Origin of the sequence: Mesorhizobium metallidurans STM 2683, assembly GCF_000350085.1 — a bacterium.
In the GTDB taxonomy this organism is placed as follows: domain Bacteria; phylum Pseudomonadota; class Alphaproteobacteria; order Rhizobiales; family Rhizobiaceae; genus Mesorhizobium; species Mesorhizobium metallidurans.
The window spans coordinates 15645-33246 of record NZ_CAUM01000099.1; the positions used below are offsets into that span (position 1 = coordinate 15645).

Below are 17602 nucleotides of genomic sequence, written 5' to 3' on the forward strand. Positions count from 1 at the left end.
TATGCTAGTGGCGATTTGGAGGGAAGAGGCATGCGCGAGATGAAATCCTTGCTGGAGCGAAAGCTCGATCGAAGGCTGCTTCTGGCCGGTGGCCTTGCGGCTGCCGGCGGCACGGCGGTCGCGGCGAGTGGCGCTCGCGGGCAGACAAGCCAAGCCGGTCACGAGATGCCGGCGGCGGCGGCCGGTGAGAAGCCGCCGGCGCATCTCTCGGCCCATGGCTCGATGATCACGGTCGGCGAGGTCGACGACGCGCGCAACGGCTTCGATCCATCGAAGCTGCTGAGCGACTGGGACACCGGGACGATCTCGACATTGCCGGACGGGCGGACGCTTCGCACCTTCGAGGTCACGGCCGAGGACAAGGAGATCGAGATCGCGCCGGGCATCATGTTCCCCGCCTGGACCTACAATGGCCGTGTGCCGGGACCGTCCTTGCGTGCGACCGAAGGTGAGCGCTTGAAGATCGTCTTCCGCAACCAGGGCTCGCATCCGCATTCGATGCATTTTCACGGCATCCATGCCGCGCGCATGGACGGCATACCTGGCGCCGGCCTGATCGGGCCGGGCGAGGAGTTCGTCTACGAGTTCGATGCCAGGCCGTTCGGCTGTCATCTCTACCACTGCCACGCCCTGCCGCTGAAGCGGCACATCCACAAGGGCATGTACGGCGCCTTCGTGATCGATCCCGATCCGGCCCGGCGTCCCGAATACGAGGCGGTCGCCCGCTCGCGCCTGCTCGGCACGCCGGAGAATGCCGGATGGCAGGAATTCGTCATGGTCATGAATGCCTTCGACACCAACTTCGACAACGAGAACGAGGTCTACGCCGTCAACACGGTCGCCCACGCCTATGCGAAGAAGCCGATCCGGGTGCTGAAGGACAAGCCCGTCCGCATCTATCTCGTCAATATCGTCGAGTTCGACCCGATCAACTCCTTCCACCTGCATGGCAATTTCTTCGACTACTACAATCAGGGCACGACGCTCACGCCCACGCTCAAGACCGTCGACCTGATCACCCAGTGCCAGGCCGAGCGCGGCATTCTCGAGTTCCATTTTCGGGAGCACGAACCGGGCCTCTACATGTTCCATCCTCACCAGTCGGAATTCACCGAACTCGGCTGGTCCGGCATGTTCGACGTCGTGGAGGCCGTGTCGTGACCGACCTGAGCCAGCCTTCCGCCGATACGCGTGCCGATCGCCCAAGATGGGCCTATCTGTTCTGGATTGCGCTGCCGCTCGCCATACTGGGGTTGGCGATCGCCTGGCTGACCTCCGCGGACCCGCTGGCGAGCTTCCGCAATGGCGCGCCGCCGATCGAGAACCTCACCTTCGAACGGACGATCTTGGGTACGGATGGCATCCGCGTCCTCGTCCGGGCCGGCGGATCGGAACCGATGACCATCGCGCAGGTCCAGGTCGACGATGCCTACTGGCAGTACACGCAGGATCCGCCGGGCCCGATCACGCGCGGCGCCACGGCATGGATCAGCTTGCCATATCCCTGGGTGCTGGGGGAGGCGCATACGATCAACGTCGTGACCAGCACCGGGACGACGTTCGGGCACGAGATCGCCGTCGCCGTGCCGACACCGACGCGCGATTCGCTCAGCTTCGCCGCGCAGGCGGTGCTTGGCGCCTTCGTCGGCATCCTGCCCGTGGCGATCGGCCTGATGTTCTATCCCGCGCTCCGTGGCGTCGGACGGAACGGCATGGACTTTCTGCTGTCGCTGACCGTCGGGCTGCTCGCCTTCCTGTTCGTCGATGCCCTCCAGGATGCGTTCGAACTGGCGGGCGAAGCCGCCGCCCTGTTCCAGGGGCCGACGATGGTTGTACTCGCCACGGCAGCCAGTTTCCTCCTGCTGATGGCCGCGGGCCGGCGGAGCGGGACACCGACGGGTTTGGCTTTGGCCACCTTCATCGCGCTCGGCATCGGCCTGCACAATCTGGGCGAGGGGCTGGCGATTGGCGCCGCCTTCGCGTCGGGGGCGGCGGGGCTGGGCACCTTCCTCGTGCTCGGCTTCACATTGCACAATATCACCGAGGGCATCGGGATCGCCGCCCCGATCCTGAAGCAGCGGCCGCCACTGAGGACCTTCGCCGCCCTGACGCTGCTCGCGGGCGGCCCTGCGGTTATCGGCCTGTGGATCGGCAGCCTCGCCTATGCTCCGCAGTGGTCGGCACTGGCGCTGGCGGTCGGCGCGGGCGCAATCCTGCAGGTCATCGTCGAGCTGGTGTCGATGCAGCTTCGTCAGCGAGCGGACAGCACGCGCGCCTTGTTCGCACCGGCCGCGATAACTGGTTTGGCGGCCGGAGTTGGCTTCATGTACCTGACGGCGATGCTGGTGAAGATCTGAGCAGCGCCGGCCGGGAGTTCAGTCCGGCACGCTGGTCTGCAGCGCCAGCGCATGCAGCACGCCGCCCATATTGCCCTTCAGCGCGTCATAGACCATCTGATGCTGCTGGACGCGGCTTTTGCCGCGAAAGCTTTCCGCCACCACCTCGGCAGCGTAGTGATCGCCGTCGCCGGCCAGGTCGCGAATCGTCACCTTGGCGTCCGGAATGCCTTCCCGGATCAGTTTCTCGATATCGTGGGCGTCCATTGCCATGGCAAATTCCTGTTTCGGGCGGGGCAGCGGTGCGGCCCCGTGCGATGTGACTCGGATGAGCCTAAAGCCTTTCCGGTCCGTATTGAAGCGGTTCCGTCTAGCGCATGACCCCGAAAATCGGAATCGATTTCCGGAAAGGATCATGCGCAAAATCAAAATGCTACAGCGCCGCGCGTCCAAACGGACGCGCGGCGCTGTAGCGCCAGGGCGATTGGCGGCTCACAAGACATTCTGCTCCGGATGGATCCCATCATCCGCGGAAACATCCTCGCGTGTCGAGAAGGCACGGCCAAGGCTGAAAGCCAGCACATAGAGCGGAACGTTGATCACCAGGCTGACGATCGGAAGGTAGCTCGTCATCTGCCAGAGCGGCGAGAAGAACGGCTGGCCGTAGCCGTCGCATACAAGCGAAGAGCCATATTCCCACAGCGCGCCCAAGACGATGGCTGCGGCAAACAGCTTGACGCAGGTGACGATTTGTCGTGCCCGCGCCGGTTCCGGCAAAAGCCGGCCCCAGAGGAGCAGGCACAGGATGGGAATCGCATAGGCAAGGCTCTGGACGGCCAACATCAGGATCGTGCCGTTGGCCGCGGCCAGGAACTCTGCGCGGGTTTCCAGCCGGGGACAAACCTCGCTTGAGGTCGTCGACAGCAGGAAAAAGACAAACGGGCCGAGGAACCAGAAGAAGAACAGCGACGGCCAGAAGACGACTGCAAGCAGTGCCCGGGCAGCCAGCCTTGTCAAATGGCCTGATCCATGAAGCGGGGAAACCAGGCCTCGTGGGCGGCGGTCAATTCGCTGACCGGGATCGCACGCGCCTCGCCGAGTTTCAATTCGCTCCCTCCCGTCGAGCCGATCCACGGCGCGAAGATGCCGAGCTTGCCCTGTTGTTCGCGAATGGCATCCCATTGCTCGCTCTGCGGATCGATCGACAGCGTCATGAGATAGCGGCCCTGGTCCTCGCCGAACCAGACCGGGATCGGATCGGTCCCGACCAGGCCGGGAATGGTTGCGCCGATGCCGGAGGCCATCGCCATTTCGGCCAGCGCCACGGCGATACCGCCATCGGAAACGTCGTGCGCGGCGGTCACCACGCCGGAGCCGATCAAAGCGCGGACATGGTCGCCGACGCGTTTTTCATGGTCGAGATCGACCGGCGGCGGCGGGCCGTCGCTGCGCCCATGGATGTCTCTGAAATAGACGGATTGGCCGAGATGCGTTCCCCACATCGGCGGCGCACCGACCAGCAGGATCATCTGGCCTTCGGCGGCAAAGCCGATCCGCGCCATCCTCGACCAGTCGGCGATCAGTCCGACGCCGCCGATGGTCGGGGTCGGCAGGATGCCGCGCCCGTTGGTCTCGTTGTAGAGCGAGACGTTGCCCGAGACGATCGGGAAGCCGAGCGCGCGGCAGGCATCGCCGATGCCTTTCACCGCACCGACCAATTGACCCATGATCTCCGGCCGTTCCGGATTGCCGAAATTCAGGTTGTCGGTGGCCGCAAGCGGCAAGGCGCCGGTGGCGGTAAGGTTGCGCCAGCATTCGGCCACTGCCTGCTTGCCGCCTTCATAGGGGTCGGCCTCGCAATAGCGCGGCGTCACGTCGGAAGAGAAGGCCAGCGCCTTGGTCGCATGGCTTTCGACGCGCACCACGCCGGCGTCGCCGCCCGGAAGCTGCAGCGAATTGCCCTGGATCAGCGTGTCATATTGCTCCCACACCCAGCGGCGCGACGACAGGTCCGGCCCGCCGAGCAGTTTCAGCAGGGAGTCAGCAACGTCGGCCTGGGGCGCATCGTTGGCAGCCAGCGGCGCCGGCTTCTTCGGCTCGGTCCAGGGGCGGTCATATTCCGGCGCCTTGTCGCCAAGGTCCTTGATCGGCAGATCGGCGACTTCGTCGCCCTGGTGCAGCACGCGAAAGCGCAGATCGTCGGTTGTCTTGCCGACGATGGCGAAGTCGAGGCCCCATTTGTGGAAGATCGCCTCGGCTTCCTTTTCCTTTTCGGGGCGCAGCACCATCAGCATGCGCTCCTGGCTCTCCGACAGCATCATCTCATAGGCGCTCATGCGCTCTTCGCGCACAGGCACCTTGTCGAGGTCGAGCTCGATGCCGAGGTCACCCTTGGCGCCCATTTCGACCGCCGAGCAGGTGAGACCGGCCGCCCCCATGTCCTGGATGGCGATAACGGCGCCGGACGCCATCAATTCGAGGCAGGCCTCCAGCAGGCATTTCTCGGTGAAGGGGTCGCCGACCTGGACGGTGGGACGCTTCTCGTCGATCTTGTCGTCGAATTCGGCCGAGGCCATGGTGGCACCGCCGACGCCGTCGCGGCCGGTCTTGGCGCCGAGATAGACGACCGGCAGGCCGACGCCCTTGGCTTCCGACAGGAAGATCGCGTCGGTCTTGGCAAGGCCAGCGGCAAAGGCATTGACCAGGATGTTGCCGTTGTAGCGGGCGTCGAAATTGACCTCGCCGCCAACCGTCGGCACGCCGAAGGAATTGCCATAGCCGCCGACGCCGGAAACGACGCCGGCGACGAGATGTCTAGTCTTGGGATGATCGGGCGCGCCGAAGCGCAGCGCGTTCATCGCCGCGATCGGCCGTGCGCCCATGGTGAAGACATCGCGCAATATGCCGCCGACGCCGGTCGCAGCACCCTGGTAGGGTTCGATGAAGGAGGGGTGGTTGTGGCTCTCCATCTTGAAGACGACGCAGTCGCCATCCCCGATATCGACCACGCCGGCATTCTCGCCAGGTCCCTGGATGACCTGCGGTCCGGCGGTCGGCAACGTGCGCAGCCACTTCTTCGAGGATTTGTAGGAACAGTGCTCGTTCCACATCGCCGAGAAGATGCCGAGTTCGGTGAAGCTTGGCTCGCGCCCGACCAGGTCGAGGATGCGCTGGTATTCGTCGGGCTTCAGCCCGTGCGCGGCTATGAGTTCCGGAGTGATCGGCACGGAATTGGAAATGGTCATGGTCGGCAAATGTGTCCTGGGGATCGAGTCCCGTCTTATCGCAAGCTTTGCAGCCGATACACCCATCGATGGATGAAAAACAATGGAAAGCTCAGCGGGACGATACGCCGCCCAAAAAGACCTTCAATCGAAGGGCATCGGGCTCAGGAGAAACTGTCGTAGCCGGCACGGCCTTCGTCGAGAAGCCGCCTGATCACCGCGAGGCCATGCGTTAAGTCCTCTCGCCGTTCGGGCTGTGACACGCCAAAGCGGACGCCAAGGAAAACCTGTTCGGAGCGACCTGCCTTGAACTCGTCCTCATCGTCGATCAGCACGCCATGCTCGAGGCAGGCTTGCTTGAAGGTGCCGGAAAGCCATGGATCGGGCAAAGTGAGCCAAACGAAGGGCACGTTATCCAATGCCTTGAAGTCGAAGCCGTCGAGTATCTCGCGAACGATCGCTATGCGCGCGCTGATTTCGGCAATGCTGCGTTTGCGCATCTCGCTGGCCTGGCCGGACAAGACCAACCGGCTGCCCACCTCTGCCAGTAGGAAGGCGAGGCCGCCGGTCATCATCTTGTGGGCGACCCTGATCCGGTGGCGATAGGCCGGCGGGCAGGCTAGCCAGCCACTACGAACACCCGCCGCGACCGATTTCGACAGGCCGCCGGCAACGATTGTCCGTTCCGGCGCATATTCGGCGAGCAACGGTGTCGGGTCGTCTGTCATGCCGCCATAGAGATCATCCTCAATCAGGACGACATTGTATTGACGGGCGACGCGCGCGATGGCCTCGCGGCGCGTTGCCGACAGCGTCACCAGCGTCGGGTTCTTGGCTGTCGGCATCAGGAACATTATTTTCGGATGTTTTTGCGCACAGACGCGCTCGAAATCCTCGGGATCGATGCCTTCGTCGTCCGCCGCCACCAGTGCGGTCCGGCGCCCAATCAGGCCGGCGCTGCGGGAAATCTGCGAGTAGGTGAGGTGTTCGAAGACAACATAGTCGCCGGGAGTGGTGAGCCCTGCAATTGCTGCCATCACTGCGGCATGGGTGCCGAGGGTCGGAACGATGGTATCCGCGGTCGGGCGAAAAGAATTGCGCGACAGCCAGCTTCTGCCGGCCTCAAACCAGCGGCCCGGGAAATCGCGCGTGTAGCTTGAAATCTCATGAGGATAGTCCTGCGTTGTGCGCGAAAGCACATCGGCGACAATGGCGCCCTGGCCAATGTCGGGCGCGGCCGTGCTGTCGAGGCGCAGTTTATCGCGAGGCACATCGAAGTAGGAGCGCGTGCCTTGCTCGACGGGTTCTAGGAAATCCGGCTTCGCGGCATCCGGGCGCTGCGTCAGGACATAGGTGCCGCGCCCGACTTCGCCGCTCACCAAGCCGCGCTCGCGCAGCAATTGATAGGCCCGGCCGACCGTGCCGACGGTCGCGCCGACATCGTAGGCCAGATCCCGCTGCGGCGGCAGCTTTGCGCCGGCCCCGATGACGCCCTTGTCGATATCTGACTCAATGCTGTCAGCAAGACGCTGATAGAGGGGGCCGGAACCGGCATTGAGATCGGGAAGCCAATTTGTCATGGTGACAATTTTCTATATTGCACCGAATTTAGAGTCAATACATATGAATTGCGCGGCGAAAAGGGCTGCAATTGCAAATTTTGGCGGAAAGAAAATGAGTACAATTGAGCCAATCCGTTACGCGGGAACTGAATCGCCGGGGGCGCTCCCCTCAGGCCGGCGAACCTATGTCGGTCGCCTCGTGCGCCTGGTCAGGTCGCTCGCGAGCCGGATCGGGAGCTTGCTCGAGCGCCGGCGCAGCCGGCTGGTCTTGCTGGAGATGACCGACGATCAGCTCAAGGATATCGGCATCTCCCGCTGCGACGCCCACCGCGAAGGCCTGAGAGCGTTCTGGGACTGAAAGATGCACTCATGGGTGCTCGCTCGCTCAAAAAGGCGCTCTGATGTCCGCACTCAGGGTGTCTTTTGATATTCAGGGTGCGGGATATCGGGGCAGGCCGCGCGCTCGTAGCGGATCAAACGAGATCATCGAGATCGACATTGAGAGCCGCCGCGATCTTCTTCATTGCCGAGATGCTGCCCTCTTTCTTGCCGCTTTCGATCTCGGAAATGTGTGGCGCGCCTAGTTCGGTTGCTGCAGCCAGATCGCGCGCGGACAGACCCGGTGCATTCGCCAAACCTTCACTGCGTTCTCGCCCGCGATGATGCGATTGACGATGCTGGCGGGGACCGGTTCATCACGTCCGGTGGCAATGTCGCCTTTCACCTTGTCAGCCACGGCAACATCGTTGCCGTCAACAAGGCGCTCATACTCAAATAAATTAGCTGACAGAGAACATGTAGACTGAAGAGGACTGCTGTGCCGCAACCTGTTCGAGCAATTCGTCCCTCGCGAACTGCCTGGATCATCGCGGACGAGCGCCCGGACTCCTGATCCGTGAGATGCCGCGATCCGCGAGCACGGCAACGACACACAGCACGAGAAAAAGCCCGGTGACGGCCAGCGCCGAGAAGGCGACGCTGGTTGCGCCGTTGTTGGCGACATTGAGGAAGGGGTAAGGCACCTCGCCGGCGATCGGTGCCCGCACCAGTACATAGGCCAGGTAGACAATGGGATAGACCATCCACCAGGATATGTCGCTCCACCTTGTGGTGCCGTCAGCGCCGGCTACAAGCCACCACAGCACGAACAGCACCGGCGTCACATAGTGCAGCAGCACGTCGCAGACCAGGAACAGCCCTTGTGGTTGCCAAAGCTGCGCCAGAACGGTGGCGTAGATGATGAAGACCAGCGAGATCGCCACCGCCACGCCTGCCCGCACCCGCGGCCCGGCAAAAGCCGGAAACCTGGCATAGCCGGTGGATGACAGCAGGGCGGTGTGGACGAATACCGCGCCGATATTGGTCAGGATGGTGAAGAAGCTGAAATAGAAGACGAGCGAGCCGAGGAAACTGCGGCCCGCTTCCATCGACGCCGGAATGGTGATGCAGATTTGCAGGACAAGCCCGGCGAGGCCAATGACCAGACCTGATATCTGCAGGAAGCGGCCCATCGCCCTATGCGGCCGCCGCGCAGGAGGGATTGCCCGCCTGCCAGCGGGCAATGTCCGAGCCGATCCGCGCGCCAAGCGGCTCGGCCATCAGCGGACCGAACACGTCGACGCGGCTGGAATTGCCCTGCGCCTGCACCACCAGCAGCGGCTTGCCGCCATAATGCTTGGCCGGCACCAGCAGGAAGCGCGGCGTGCCGCTGAACGAATTCAGTTCGTTGGCCATCTGGTAGGACTTGAAGGCTGGATCCTTGCTGGCGATCCAGCATTTGTGGGCGGCGATCGCTACCTGCTCCATGGCCAGCAGCGAGGCACTTTTGCCCGACGGGACCGGGGCGCTCTTCGGGCTCGACTGGCAGGACGCAAGCACAAAACCGGTTGCGATGAGAGCGAGGCAGGCGATTGTCTGTCTCATGGTCAAGCGGCTTCCGTCTCAAGTTGGAAAGGAAGATATCAAGCGGCGATGCCGAGGGCGCCTTCGAACAAAGCCCGGCCGTCATTGCCGCCATGAGCCGCTTCAATCAGGTTTTCCGGGTGTGGCATCAAGCCCAGCACATTGCCCTGGCTGTTGATGATGCCAGCAATGTCGTTGATCGAGCCATTGGGGTTGGTGCCTTCGGCATAGCGGAACACCACCTGGCCATCGCCTTCGAGCCGGCGAAGCGTCTCGGCATCGGCGAAATAATTGCCGTCGTGATGCGCCACCGGCGAACGGATGATCTGGCCCGGCTGGTAGCGGCGGGTGAACATGGTGTTGGCGTTGGCGATCTGCAGCTTCACCTGGCGGCAGACGAATTTCAGCGACGCATTACGCATCAATGCCCCCGGCAGCATTCCGGCCTCGACCAGTATCTGGAAACCGTTGCAGACGCCGATCACCATGACGCCCTTGGCCGCCTTTTCGGCGACCGCCCGCATCACCGGCATGCGCGCGGCAATCGCCCCGCAGCGCAGGTAGTCGCCGAAGGAAAAGCCGCCCGGAATGGCGATCAGGTCGACGTCGGGGATTTCGGTATCGGTCTGCCAGACGGTGGCCGGCGCCTTGCCGGAAATCTTGGTCAGCGCCGCGATCATGTCGCGGTCGCGATTGAGGCCGGGGAGAAGAACGACGGCTGATTTCATTTCGGTTCGTAAGGCCTCTGGGCTTCGGCGAGTTCGCACAGATTAGTGTCGGTCATCTGCCTTCCGGCACAACCTTAGGTAATGGCTACGCTATAGTTCTCAATCACAGTATTCGCCAGAAGCCTGTCGCACATGGCCTTGAGATCGGCCTCGGCCTTGGCCTTGTCGGTTTCCGCGAGCTCGACGTCGAAGACCTTGCCCTGGCGCACCTGGCCGACGCCGCCGAAGCCCAATCCGGACAGCGCGTGTTCGATCGCCTTGCCTTGCGGGTCGAGCACGCCGTTCTTGAGGGTTACGGTGACGCGGGCCTTGATCACGCTGGACATGCTCCTGTTCCGATAGACGGGAAAACTAGTGCTTCATGCCCTTGGGCGGCTCGCTGGAGGCGACGAGCACTGGCCCGGTCGGGCGCGGGGGCTCGTTCTCGTTCATGATGCCGAGGCGGCGGGCAACTTCCTGGTAGGCTTCGACCAGCCCGCCCATGTCGCGGCGGAAACGGTCTTTGTCGAGCTTGTCCTGCGTCGCGACATCCCACAACCGGCAGGAATCGGGCGAGATCTCGTCGGCGACGACGATGCGCATCATGTCGCCCTCGAACAGGCGGCCGCATTCGATCTTGAAGTCGACGAGCTGGATGCCGACGCCCATGAACAGGCCGGAAAGAAAATCGTTGACGCGGATGGCCAGCGCCATGACGTCGTCGATCTCCTGCGGGCTTGCCCAGCCGAAAGCGGTGATGTGCTCTTCCGACACCATCGGATCGTCGAGCGCGTCGGCCTTGTAATAGAATTCGATGATCGAGCGCGGCAGCACCGTGCCTTCCTCGATGCCGAGGCGCTTGGCCAGCGAGCCGGCGGCGACATTGCGCACGACCACTTCGAGCGGGATGATCTCGACTTCCTTGATCAGCTGCTCGCGCATGTTGAGCCGGCGGATGAAGTGGGTCGGAATGCCCATCCGGTTGAGATGGTTGAAGATATGCTCGGAAATACGGTTGTTGAGCACGCCCTTGCCATCGACGACTTCATGTTTCTTCTTGTTGAAGGCGGTGGCGTCGTCCTTGAAGAACTGGATCAGTGTACCCGGCTCAGGTCCTTCATAGAGGATCTTGGCCTTGCCTTCATAAATGCGGCGGCGATTTTTCATCTGATTTTCTCTGGATTTCCGGGCAGGCGGCAAGCAACCAGTTCCTGCCCGTCAGCCTAAATTAGTGAGGCGACGGGTAGGGTTCAATGCCGGTGTCTATCTCAATCGCGGTGTTTGCTCAATCGGCAAATCCTTTCAATCACCGCTTTCCGGACTGAAATGCCGCAGAGCAGCAAGCGATGTAGCATATTGACCGACCCGCGGCCTTTTGATTTGTGCTCGTCCAGCACACATATTCACCGTCAACGAATCGGATTTCATCGGAGGGATGCCATGAGCAGCATGAAAGACCGCGAAGAGGGCTTCGAGCGCAAATTCGCATTCGACGAGGAGCTTCGGTTCAAGGCCTCGGCCCGCCGCAACAGGGCGCTCGGCATGTGGGCCGCGGAAAAACTGGGCAAATCTGGCGCCGATGCCGAGGCCTACGCCAAGCAGGTGGTCGTCGCCGACATCGAGGAAGCCGGCGACCATGATGTTTTCCGCAAGATACGCAAGGATTTCGACGAAGCCGGCGTCGACCAGTCGGACCATCAGATCCGCCGCACCATGGATGAATTGATGGCGCAGGCCATCGAGCAGATCAAGAACACCTAGAGCATGATCCCGAACCGGAGGTCCGCGTTAGCGAAAAGTGGAGACCGGTTTTCGGAGAAGATCATGCTCAAAGAAAACAGCGTCTTCTGGACCAATCGACCGCCCGGCCTATCCGGGCGGTTTTTCTTTGCCTTTGCCGTCGTTTCCGGCTGAAACTGCGCCAGAGCCTGTTCTCCGGCCTTTATCCAACAAGGAAAGCGCCAATGTCCCTGAAGTCACGCCTGGCGGCGGATGAAACGCTGTGCACCGCGTGGTCCGGCGTGCCGGATGCCTTGACGGTCGAAATCCTGGCCAAACAGGGGTTTGACGCCGTCACGCTCGACATGCAGCATGGCGGCCATAATGAGGATAGCGTGCTGCGTGGCATCGCGCCGGTGCTGGCAGCCAGCAAGCCGGCGCTGGTGCGCATTCCGGTCGGCCGTTTCGACATGGCCAGCCGCGCGCTCGATTTCGGCGCCGAGGCAGTGATTGCGCCGATGGTGAATTCGGTCGCGGACGCCAAGCTGTTCGCGGCCGCCATGAAATACCCGCCGCTCGGCGAGCGCTCCTGGGGGCCGACCTACGCCTTCCCGCGCCACGGCAAGGGCGACCATGCCGACTGGCTGCGAGACTCCAACCAGCGCACCATGGCCTTCGCCATGGTCGAGACACGCGCCGCGCTCGACGCGCTCGACGGCATCCTCGACACGCCGGGCATCGATGGCATCTTCCTCGGCCCGTCCGACTTCTCGATTGCCTGGTCGAAAGGCACAACCGTCAATTCGACGCTTGAAAGCATGATGGAAACCGTCGCCTCGATCGCGGAGCGGACGCGCAAAGCCGGCAAGCATGCCGCGATCTACGTCATGGAACCGGCCATTGCCGGCCGCGTGGTCGCGATGGGCTACCGGCTGCTGGCCATGGGCTCCGAGCATTCGCTCATTTCGCTCGGGGCAAAAACCCTGCTGAAAAGCGTCAAGGATTCGATCGGATCCTAGAAAGCAGAGGCTGTCTCGAAATTCGCTCTGGCGAATCATATGGTGGTGGTTTCGAGAACCGGAGCGCAGCGGACATTTGGGTCCGTGAGCACCGGCCTACGCCGGCCGTAGCCTTAGCTACCACAACCGCTCATGAGTGCTTCGGCCGGCGAAGGCCGGAAGCGCAGAAAACGCCGCCAGATGGCCGCCGGAGTAGAGTTTCCAGATAGCCTCTAGAGATCCGTCAAGAACTTGGCGAATGTCATCGAGCCTTCAGGCCACGGGCCGAATCCGGAATCCGCATTGAGATGGCCGGCATCGCCGGCGTCGATGAACAGCGAGCCCCAGGCGCCGGCAATGTCTTCGGCAACGTCAAAGGCGCAGAACGGGTCGTTGCGGCTGGCGATCACCACCGAGGGAAAGTTGAGCGGCTCGCGCGGGTAGGGGCCGAACGTCATCAGGTGCTTCGGCTTTATCTTGAGGTTGGCGACGTCGGGCGGCGCCACGAAGAAGGCTCCCGCCACAGGCCGCTGGAACTGCGGCATGGCCTGGACAGCCGTCGCGACGCCAAGCGAATGCGCGACGAGGACGACCGGCCTTTCGGCCTCGTTGACCGCCTTCGCCACGCTCGCGGTCCAGTCGTCGCGCACCGGTTTCGACCACTCCGCCTGCTCGACGCGGCGTGCCGTCGACAATTTCGCTTGCCAGCGGCTTTGCCAATGGTCCGGGCCGGAATTGGTATAGCCCGGCACGATGAGAATATCTGCATCCCTGACTTTCATGGCGCGCATGTAGCGAGCGGCATCGCCGCATGCAACCGCGCATGATCCCAAAAAGTGGGAACCGGTTCTTGGATATGATCATGCGCCAAGCTAAAGCTGTTCGACGCATTTGATCACAATAGTGAACACCTTGTTCGCTTCCTGCCGTCTTGTGTGAACGATCGAGATCGACGATTTGTCCGCTTGAGCAAGACAGCCGTGAAGGACCGGGATTTTTGGCGCTGACACGACGTACAATGATCGGCGGCGCCGGGCTCCTGGCCATGGAGCTTCATCAAGCGCCGCCCAAACGGAGAGTTCGATGAGCGAATTGCCTTTTGCCGCCACGACACCGGTGAGCGTTGCCCGCGTCGGATTACGCGCGCGGGATGCCGAGAGCCTGGCCGCCTATTATCGCCAGGTTGTCGGGTTGCAGGAATTGAGCCGTGCCGATGGCGCGATCACGCTGGGCGCCGCCAATCGTCCGCTGTTCGTCATTGAGGCGGATCCGGCGGCGAAGCCTGACGATCCGCGTAGCGCCGGCCTGTTCCACACCGCCTTCCTGCTGCCTAGTCGTGCCGATCTCGGCCGCTGGATCAATCATGCCATCGCCAACAAGATCGCCATCGAGGGCGCATCCGACCACCTGGTCAGCGAGGCGCTCTACCTGACCGACCCCGAGGGCAACGGCATCGAGATCTATGCCGACCGCCAGCAGCGGGATTGGAAGTGGAACGGCGACAAGATCGCGATGGCGACAGAGCGGCTGAATATCCCCTCGGTCGTCGCCGACGTTCCGGCTGGCGATGCCGGCTGGCAGGGCGCGCCTGAAAACAGCATCATCGGCCACGTCCATTTGCGCGTCGGCAGGCCGGAAGAGGCCGAGGCCTGGTGGAACAAGGAGTTCGGCTTCGATACTGTGGCGAAATATGGCGGCGCGGCGGTATTTCTGTCGTCCGGTGGCTATCACCACCATATCGGCGCCAATGCCTGGCAGAGTTCCGGCGCCGGCCGTCGTGATCCCGCGCGGTCCGGCCTCGCCTGGGTCGAGATGCGTTCGGACAATATGACCGATGAGACGGCCCGCGAGGATCCGTGGGGAACGGTAATCAGGACCGTTCCCGGCAAGGCCTGATTATCTAGAGCCCGGCCTTTTCCAGCAAACGGCCAAGCATGAGCAGGCCTGCCGGCCACGGGCCAAGGAGAACCTCGTTTCCCATGTGACCGAGATCGCCGGCGTCGGCAAGCTCCGCGCCCCAGGCCGCGGCAAAGGCCGTTGCCTTGTCGAAGGTCACGCGCGGATCGGTGCGGCTGGCCACCACCAGCGTCGGAAAGGGCAGGCGCTTCAGCGGCATCGGCGCGAAGGGACGAACCAGTTCGAAGGACGGATCGGGATCCTCGACATTGGTCGGGGCAACGAGCAGTGCGCCTGCAATTTTCCGCAGTTGGCTTTCGCTGGCGCCAGCCGCCCATTTGACGGCCGTCGCCACCGCCAGCGAATGCGCCAGCAGCACCACGCGCCGAGGTGCCGCAGCAACCGCGGCGTCCACCCGGTCGATCCAGTCCTCAGGGCTTGGTCTGTCCCATTCGGCCTGCAACACACGGCTCGAATTGGGGAATGCCTGGCACCAGTGCGACATCCAGTGATCCGGCCCGGAGTTGCCGCGTCCCGGCAGGGCGAGAAAATCGAAGTCTCCAGCCGCGGAAATCATCACGCTTCTCCGAATACCCGCTTGAAGATCGTGTCGACATGCTTGGTGTGGTAGCCAAGGTCGAATTTCTCGCGGATCTCGGCTTCCGGCAAGGCGGCGGTGACCTCCTTGTCGGCCAGGAGTTCTTCAAGGAAATCAGCCCCTTGCTCCCATACCTTCATGGCGTTGCGCTGCACCAGCCGGTAGGCGTCTTCGCGTGAGACGCCGGCCTGGGTCAGCGCCAGCAGCACGCGCTGCGAATGCACCAGGCCACGGAACTTGTTCATGTTCTTCAACATGTTATCGGGGTAGACGAGCAATTTGTCGACGACGCTGGTCAGCCGCGACAGCGCGAAATCGAGCGTCACCGTCGCGTCCGGCCCGATCATGCGCTCGACTGACGAATGCGAAATGTCGCGCTCGTGCCAAAGTGCCACGTTCTCCATCGCCGGCAGTGCGAAGGAACGCACCATGCGGGCCAAGCCGGTGAGGTTCTCGGTCAGCACCGGGTTGCGCTTGTGCGGCATCGCCGACGAGCCTTTTTGTCCGGGCGAAAAATACTCTTCCGCTTCCAGCACCTCGGTGCGCTGCAAATGGCGGATCTCGATCGCCAGCCGCTCGATCGACGAGGCGATGACGCCGAGCGTGGCGAAGAACATGGCGTGGCGATCGCGCGGGATCACCTGCGTCGACACCGGTTCCGGCTTCAGCCCCAGTTTCTTCGCCACATGCTCTTCGACATAGGGGTCGATATTGGCAAACGTGCCGACAGCACCCGAGATGGCGCAGGTCGCGATGTCCTCACGCGCGTGCACCAGCCGCTCCCGGCAGCGCGAGAATTCGGCATAGGCCTGCGCAAGCTTGACGCCGAAAGTGGTCGGCTCGGCATGGATGCCATGGCTGCGGCCGATGGTGACGGTGTCCTTGTGCTCGAAGGCGCGGCGCTTGAGCGCCGCGAGCAGGCCGTCGATGTCGGCAAGAAGAATGTCGCTGGCGCGGGTCAGTTGCACGGCAAAGCAGGTGTCGAGAACGTCTGAGGAGGTCATCCCCTGGTGGATGAAGCGGGCGTCAGGCCCGACGAATTCACTGAGATGGGTGAGGAAGGCGATGACATCGTGCTTGGTGACGCGCTCGATCTCGTCGATGGCCTCGACGTCGAATTTCGCGGCGCCGCCCTTTTCCCAGATGGTTTTGGCGGCCTCTTTCGGGATCACGCCGAGTTCCGCCAGTGCGTCGCAGGCATAGGCCTCGATCTCGAACCAGATGCGGAACCGGGTCTCGGGCGACCAGATGGCCACCATTTCCGGCCGGGAGTAGCGAGGGATCATCGGTCAGTCCTGACTTGCGAGAGCGTTCGCCCGCGTCCTAACAGAGGCCGACACAATGCTCAACGCTGCTGGCGCGCAAACCAGATGCTGGCGGCAAACAGTGCGATGAAACCGAGCGGAAAATAAAGCCGGATGCCCAGAACGATGAACTGGTAAAGCGCCGTCGCCATCGTGAACACGAACTGGAAAGCCCATGTGATGGTCAGCGCCGGTGCATGCCATTGGACATAGTAGGAGCGGTATTGCAGGCCAAACAAGCCGCCGGTGAAGGCGATCGTCGCGGTAAGAAGGCAGATGAAGGCGGCGGCAAAGGCAACTTCCCAGTGCCGGCCAAGCGAAACGAGCCGCGCCAGGAACAGGCCAACCGGAAAGGCGAGCGCTCCGCCGGCGGCATAGAGCAGCGAGACGAAGCGGATCCTTGCCGGGGTCTCCCAGTCATCCAGCAACAGCGTGACGAGTGCGCTGGCGCCCATTGCCACGCCCCACAGCAAAGCGCCGCAAAGAGCCGTGCCCGGCGACGGCAAGGCACGCCGGACAAGACCCAGGACGCGGGTGCGGATGACGGGGAGCGGCGTCACAGGCGGCCGGTTACCGCGATCCAGCGATAGTCCGGCCCTTCGAAGCCGTATTGGCGTACCGCGATCAGCACGGCATAGGCGCTGAGGCCTTGCAGCGAGAACGTTTGTACCGCCCCGATCCGATAGCCATTCGGACAGCCCCGGCTTTTTGGGATCGCCTTGTCCTCATGCAGAAGCTCTGTCTTGCCGCCGGCTTTCGCCTCGATGCGCAGCAGGCGAAAGCCGTTGATCTCACCCTGGCTCTCGCAGCCTTCGGTATTGTTCAAGCCGATCTCGTCGAGCCGGAATTCGAGCGGATCGTCGACCGGAAAAAAGATCGGGCGTGGGTTCACCACCATGCGGAAAGGATCGGCCGAAAGCTCGGTCACCGGGTTGAAACCGGCGGTGATGCCGCGGTTGGCGGCCAGTTCGCCCTGTTTGATGATAGCTTCGCCTTTCTGCCGGGCCTGAAGGCGCGCCGCTTCGAGCGTGGCGTTCTCATCGTCAAGCCGGACCTTGACCGGCGTGCTCTTGAGAAAGCTGTCGTCGGCGGTGTTGATGTAATAGCGGTTGGCATAAGGAAATCCCGACCCGTCCTGGACGCCATATTCCTCGAAGGCGAACACGCTTCCCCCCTCACTGAAGCCGAGAATTTCAAGCTCGGCGACATCGCCGGCCTGAGCCCCGATGGGCGCTGCCAACCGGGCAAAGATGGAAACGGCAAAGAGGACGAGGATTCGCATGGATTCGCTCCGGCTTCCAAGTTTTCAATCCCCTACCACGACGAGATCAAAACGTCGTGCTGTCTGAATGCCGA

General features: G+C 62.7%; 22 protein-coding genes. 6 read left to right on the forward strand and 16 right to left on the reverse strand.

Annotated elements, in window-relative coordinates; genetic code table 11:
- Positions 1-30 precede the first annotated feature (30 nt).
- The gene (locus MESS2_RS16325; RefSeq protein ID WP_008875484.1) at positions 31-1161 is read left to right on the forward strand and encodes a multicopper oxidase domain-containing protein; all 1131 of its coding nucleotides are present in this window, start codon (positions 31-33) and stop codon (positions 1159-1161) included.
- A complete protein-coding gene (locus tag MESS2_RS16330) occupies positions 1158-2357 on the forward strand; it encodes a ZIP family metal transporter (protein ID WP_008875485.1) in 1200 nt (399 codons plus the stop codon). The genes MESS2_RS16325 and MESS2_RS16330 overlap by 4 nt, the downstream gene beginning before the upstream one ends.
- A gap of 18 nt (positions 2358-2375) precedes the next feature.
- Here MESS2_RS16330 and MESS2_RS16335 read toward each other — a convergent pair whose 3' ends face one another.
- The 4 genes from MESS2_RS16335 to MESS2_RS16350 form a co-directional block, all read right to left on the reverse strand.
- Complete coding sequence (locus MESS2_RS16335) at positions 2376-2609, reverse strand: BolA/IbaG family iron-sulfur metabolism protein (protein WP_008875486.1); 234 nt, start codon at positions 2607-2609, stop codon at positions 2376-2378.
- Positions 2610-2828: 219 nt separating this feature from the next.
- Positions 2829-3353, reverse strand: coding sequence for a hypothetical protein (locus MESS2_RS16340; RefSeq protein ID WP_008875487.1), 525 nt, complete (start codon positions 3351-3353; stop codon positions 2829-2831).
- Positions 3350-5581: a phosphoribosylformylglycinamidine synthase subunit PurL gene (purL, locus tag MESS2_RS16345; RefSeq protein ID WP_008875488.1), complete on the reverse strand. Its 2232-nt coding sequence runs from the start codon at positions 5579-5581 to the stop codon at positions 3350-3352. The genes MESS2_RS16340 and purL overlap by 4 nt, the downstream gene beginning before the upstream one ends.
- Before the next feature lie 143 nt (positions 5582-5724).
- Positions 5725-7140 carry an aminotransferase-like domain-containing protein gene (locus tag MESS2_RS16350; RefSeq protein WP_008875489.1) on the reverse strand — a complete coding sequence of 472 codons (1416 nt, stop codon included), beginning with the start codon at positions 7138-7140 and terminating at the stop codon, positions 5725-5727.
- 94 nt (positions 7141-7234) lie between these two features.
- Between MESS2_RS16350 and MESS2_RS16355 the strand changes: the two genes are divergently transcribed.
- Entirely contained in the window at positions 7235-7480 is a 246-nt protein-coding gene (locus MESS2_RS16355) for a DUF1127 domain-containing protein (protein ID WP_008875490.1), read from the forward strand.
- Positions 7481-7595: 115 nt separating this feature from the next.
- Here MESS2_RS16355 and MESS2_RS33415 read toward each other — a convergent pair whose 3' ends face one another.
- The 7 genes from MESS2_RS33415 to purC form a co-directional block, all read right to left on the reverse strand.
- Positions 7596-7757 (reverse strand): helix-turn-helix domain-containing protein, encoded by a 162-nt coding sequence (locus MESS2_RS33415; RefSeq protein WP_008875492.1) that lies wholly within the window; start codon positions 7755-7757, stop codon positions 7596-7598.
- A complete protein-coding gene (locus MESS2_RS33420) occupies positions 7703-7858 on the reverse strand; it encodes a hypothetical protein (protein WP_244440010.1) in 156 nt (51 codons plus the stop codon). Before MESS2_RS33420 ends, MESS2_RS33415 begins: the two co-directional genes overlap by 55 nt.
- Positions 7859-7985: 127 nt before the next feature.
- The gene (locus tag MESS2_RS16365) at positions 7986-8633 is read right to left on the reverse strand and encodes a Pr6Pr family membrane protein (RefSeq protein WP_008875494.1); all 648 of its coding nucleotides are present in this window, start codon (positions 8631-8633) and stop codon (positions 7986-7988) included.
- Between the two features lie 4 nt (positions 8634-8637).
- Complete coding sequence (locus tag MESS2_RS16370; RefSeq protein WP_008875495.1) at positions 8638-9045, reverse strand: hypothetical protein; 408 nt, start codon at positions 9043-9045, stop codon at positions 8638-8640.
- 38 nt (positions 9046-9083) lie between these two features.
- Positions 9084-9752, reverse strand: coding sequence for a phosphoribosylformylglycinamidine synthase subunit PurQ (gene purQ, locus MESS2_RS16375; protein WP_008875496.1), 669 nt, complete (start codon positions 9750-9752; stop codon positions 9084-9086).
- A gap of 74 nt (positions 9753-9826) precedes the next feature.
- A complete protein-coding gene (gene purS, locus MESS2_RS16380) occupies positions 9827-10069 on the reverse strand; it encodes a phosphoribosylformylglycinamidine synthase subunit PurS (RefSeq protein ID WP_040593288.1) in 243 nt (80 codons plus the stop codon).
- Positions 10070-10103: 34 nt separating this feature from the next.
- Positions 10104-10898 (reverse strand): phosphoribosylaminoimidazolesuccinocarboxamide synthase, encoded by a 795-nt coding sequence (purC, locus tag MESS2_RS16385; protein WP_008875498.1) that lies wholly within the window; start codon positions 10896-10898, stop codon positions 10104-10106.
- Between the two features lie 273 nt (positions 10899-11171).
- Here purC and MESS2_RS16390 point away from each other — a divergent pair, with 273 nt between their 5' ends.
- Positions 11172-11492 (forward strand): DUF1476 domain-containing protein, encoded by a 321-nt coding sequence (locus MESS2_RS16390; RefSeq protein WP_008875499.1) that lies wholly within the window; start codon positions 11172-11174, stop codon positions 11490-11492.
- A gap of 203 nt (positions 11493-11695) precedes the next feature.
- Positions 11696-12469, forward strand: a complete 774-nt coding sequence (locus MESS2_RS16395; protein WP_008875500.1) for an HpcH/HpaI aldolase family protein — start codon at positions 11696-11698, stop codon at positions 12467-12469.
- Positions 12470-12681: 212 nt separating this feature from the next.
- Here the strand turns inward: MESS2_RS16395 and MESS2_RS16400 are convergent, their stop codons facing one another.
- Positions 12682-13230: an RBBP9/YdeN family alpha/beta hydrolase gene (locus tag MESS2_RS16400; protein ID WP_083918554.1), complete on the reverse strand. Its 549-nt coding sequence runs from the start codon at positions 13228-13230 to the stop codon at positions 12682-12684.
- Positions 13231-13531: 301 nt separating this feature from the next.
- Here MESS2_RS16400 and MESS2_RS16405 point away from each other — a divergent pair, with 301 nt between their 5' ends.
- Positions 13532-14344, forward strand: a complete 813-nt coding sequence (locus MESS2_RS16405; protein WP_008875502.1) for a VOC family protein — start codon at positions 13532-13534, stop codon at positions 14342-14344.
- A 4-nt stretch (positions 14345-14348) separates the two neighbouring features.
- Here MESS2_RS16405 and MESS2_RS16410 read toward each other — a convergent pair whose 3' ends face one another.
- From MESS2_RS16410 to MESS2_RS16425, 4 genes are read right to left on the reverse strand one after another with little or no spacing between them, the layout of a single operon-like run.
- Positions 14349-14921, reverse strand: coding sequence for an RBBP9/YdeN family alpha/beta hydrolase (locus MESS2_RS16410; RefSeq protein ID WP_040593279.1), 573 nt, complete (start codon positions 14919-14921; stop codon positions 14349-14351).
- A complete protein-coding gene (gene purB, locus MESS2_RS16415; RefSeq protein ID WP_008875504.1) occupies positions 14921-16228 on the reverse strand; it encodes an adenylosuccinate lyase in 1308 nt (435 codons plus the stop codon). The genes MESS2_RS16410 and purB overlap by 1 nt, the downstream gene beginning before the upstream one ends.
- A gap of 59 nt (positions 16229-16287) precedes the next feature.
- Positions 16288-16806 carry a hypothetical protein gene (locus tag MESS2_RS16420; protein ID WP_008875505.1) on the reverse strand — a complete coding sequence of 173 codons (519 nt, stop codon included), beginning with the start codon at positions 16804-16806 and terminating at the stop codon, positions 16288-16290.
- On the reverse strand, positions 16803-17528 hold the full coding sequence (locus MESS2_RS16425) for a DUF2259 domain-containing protein (RefSeq protein ID WP_008875506.1): 726 nt from the start codon (positions 17526-17528) through the stop codon (positions 16803-16805). The genes MESS2_RS16420 and MESS2_RS16425 overlap by 4 nt, the downstream gene beginning before the upstream one ends.
- Positions 17529-17602 lie beyond the last annotated feature (74 nt).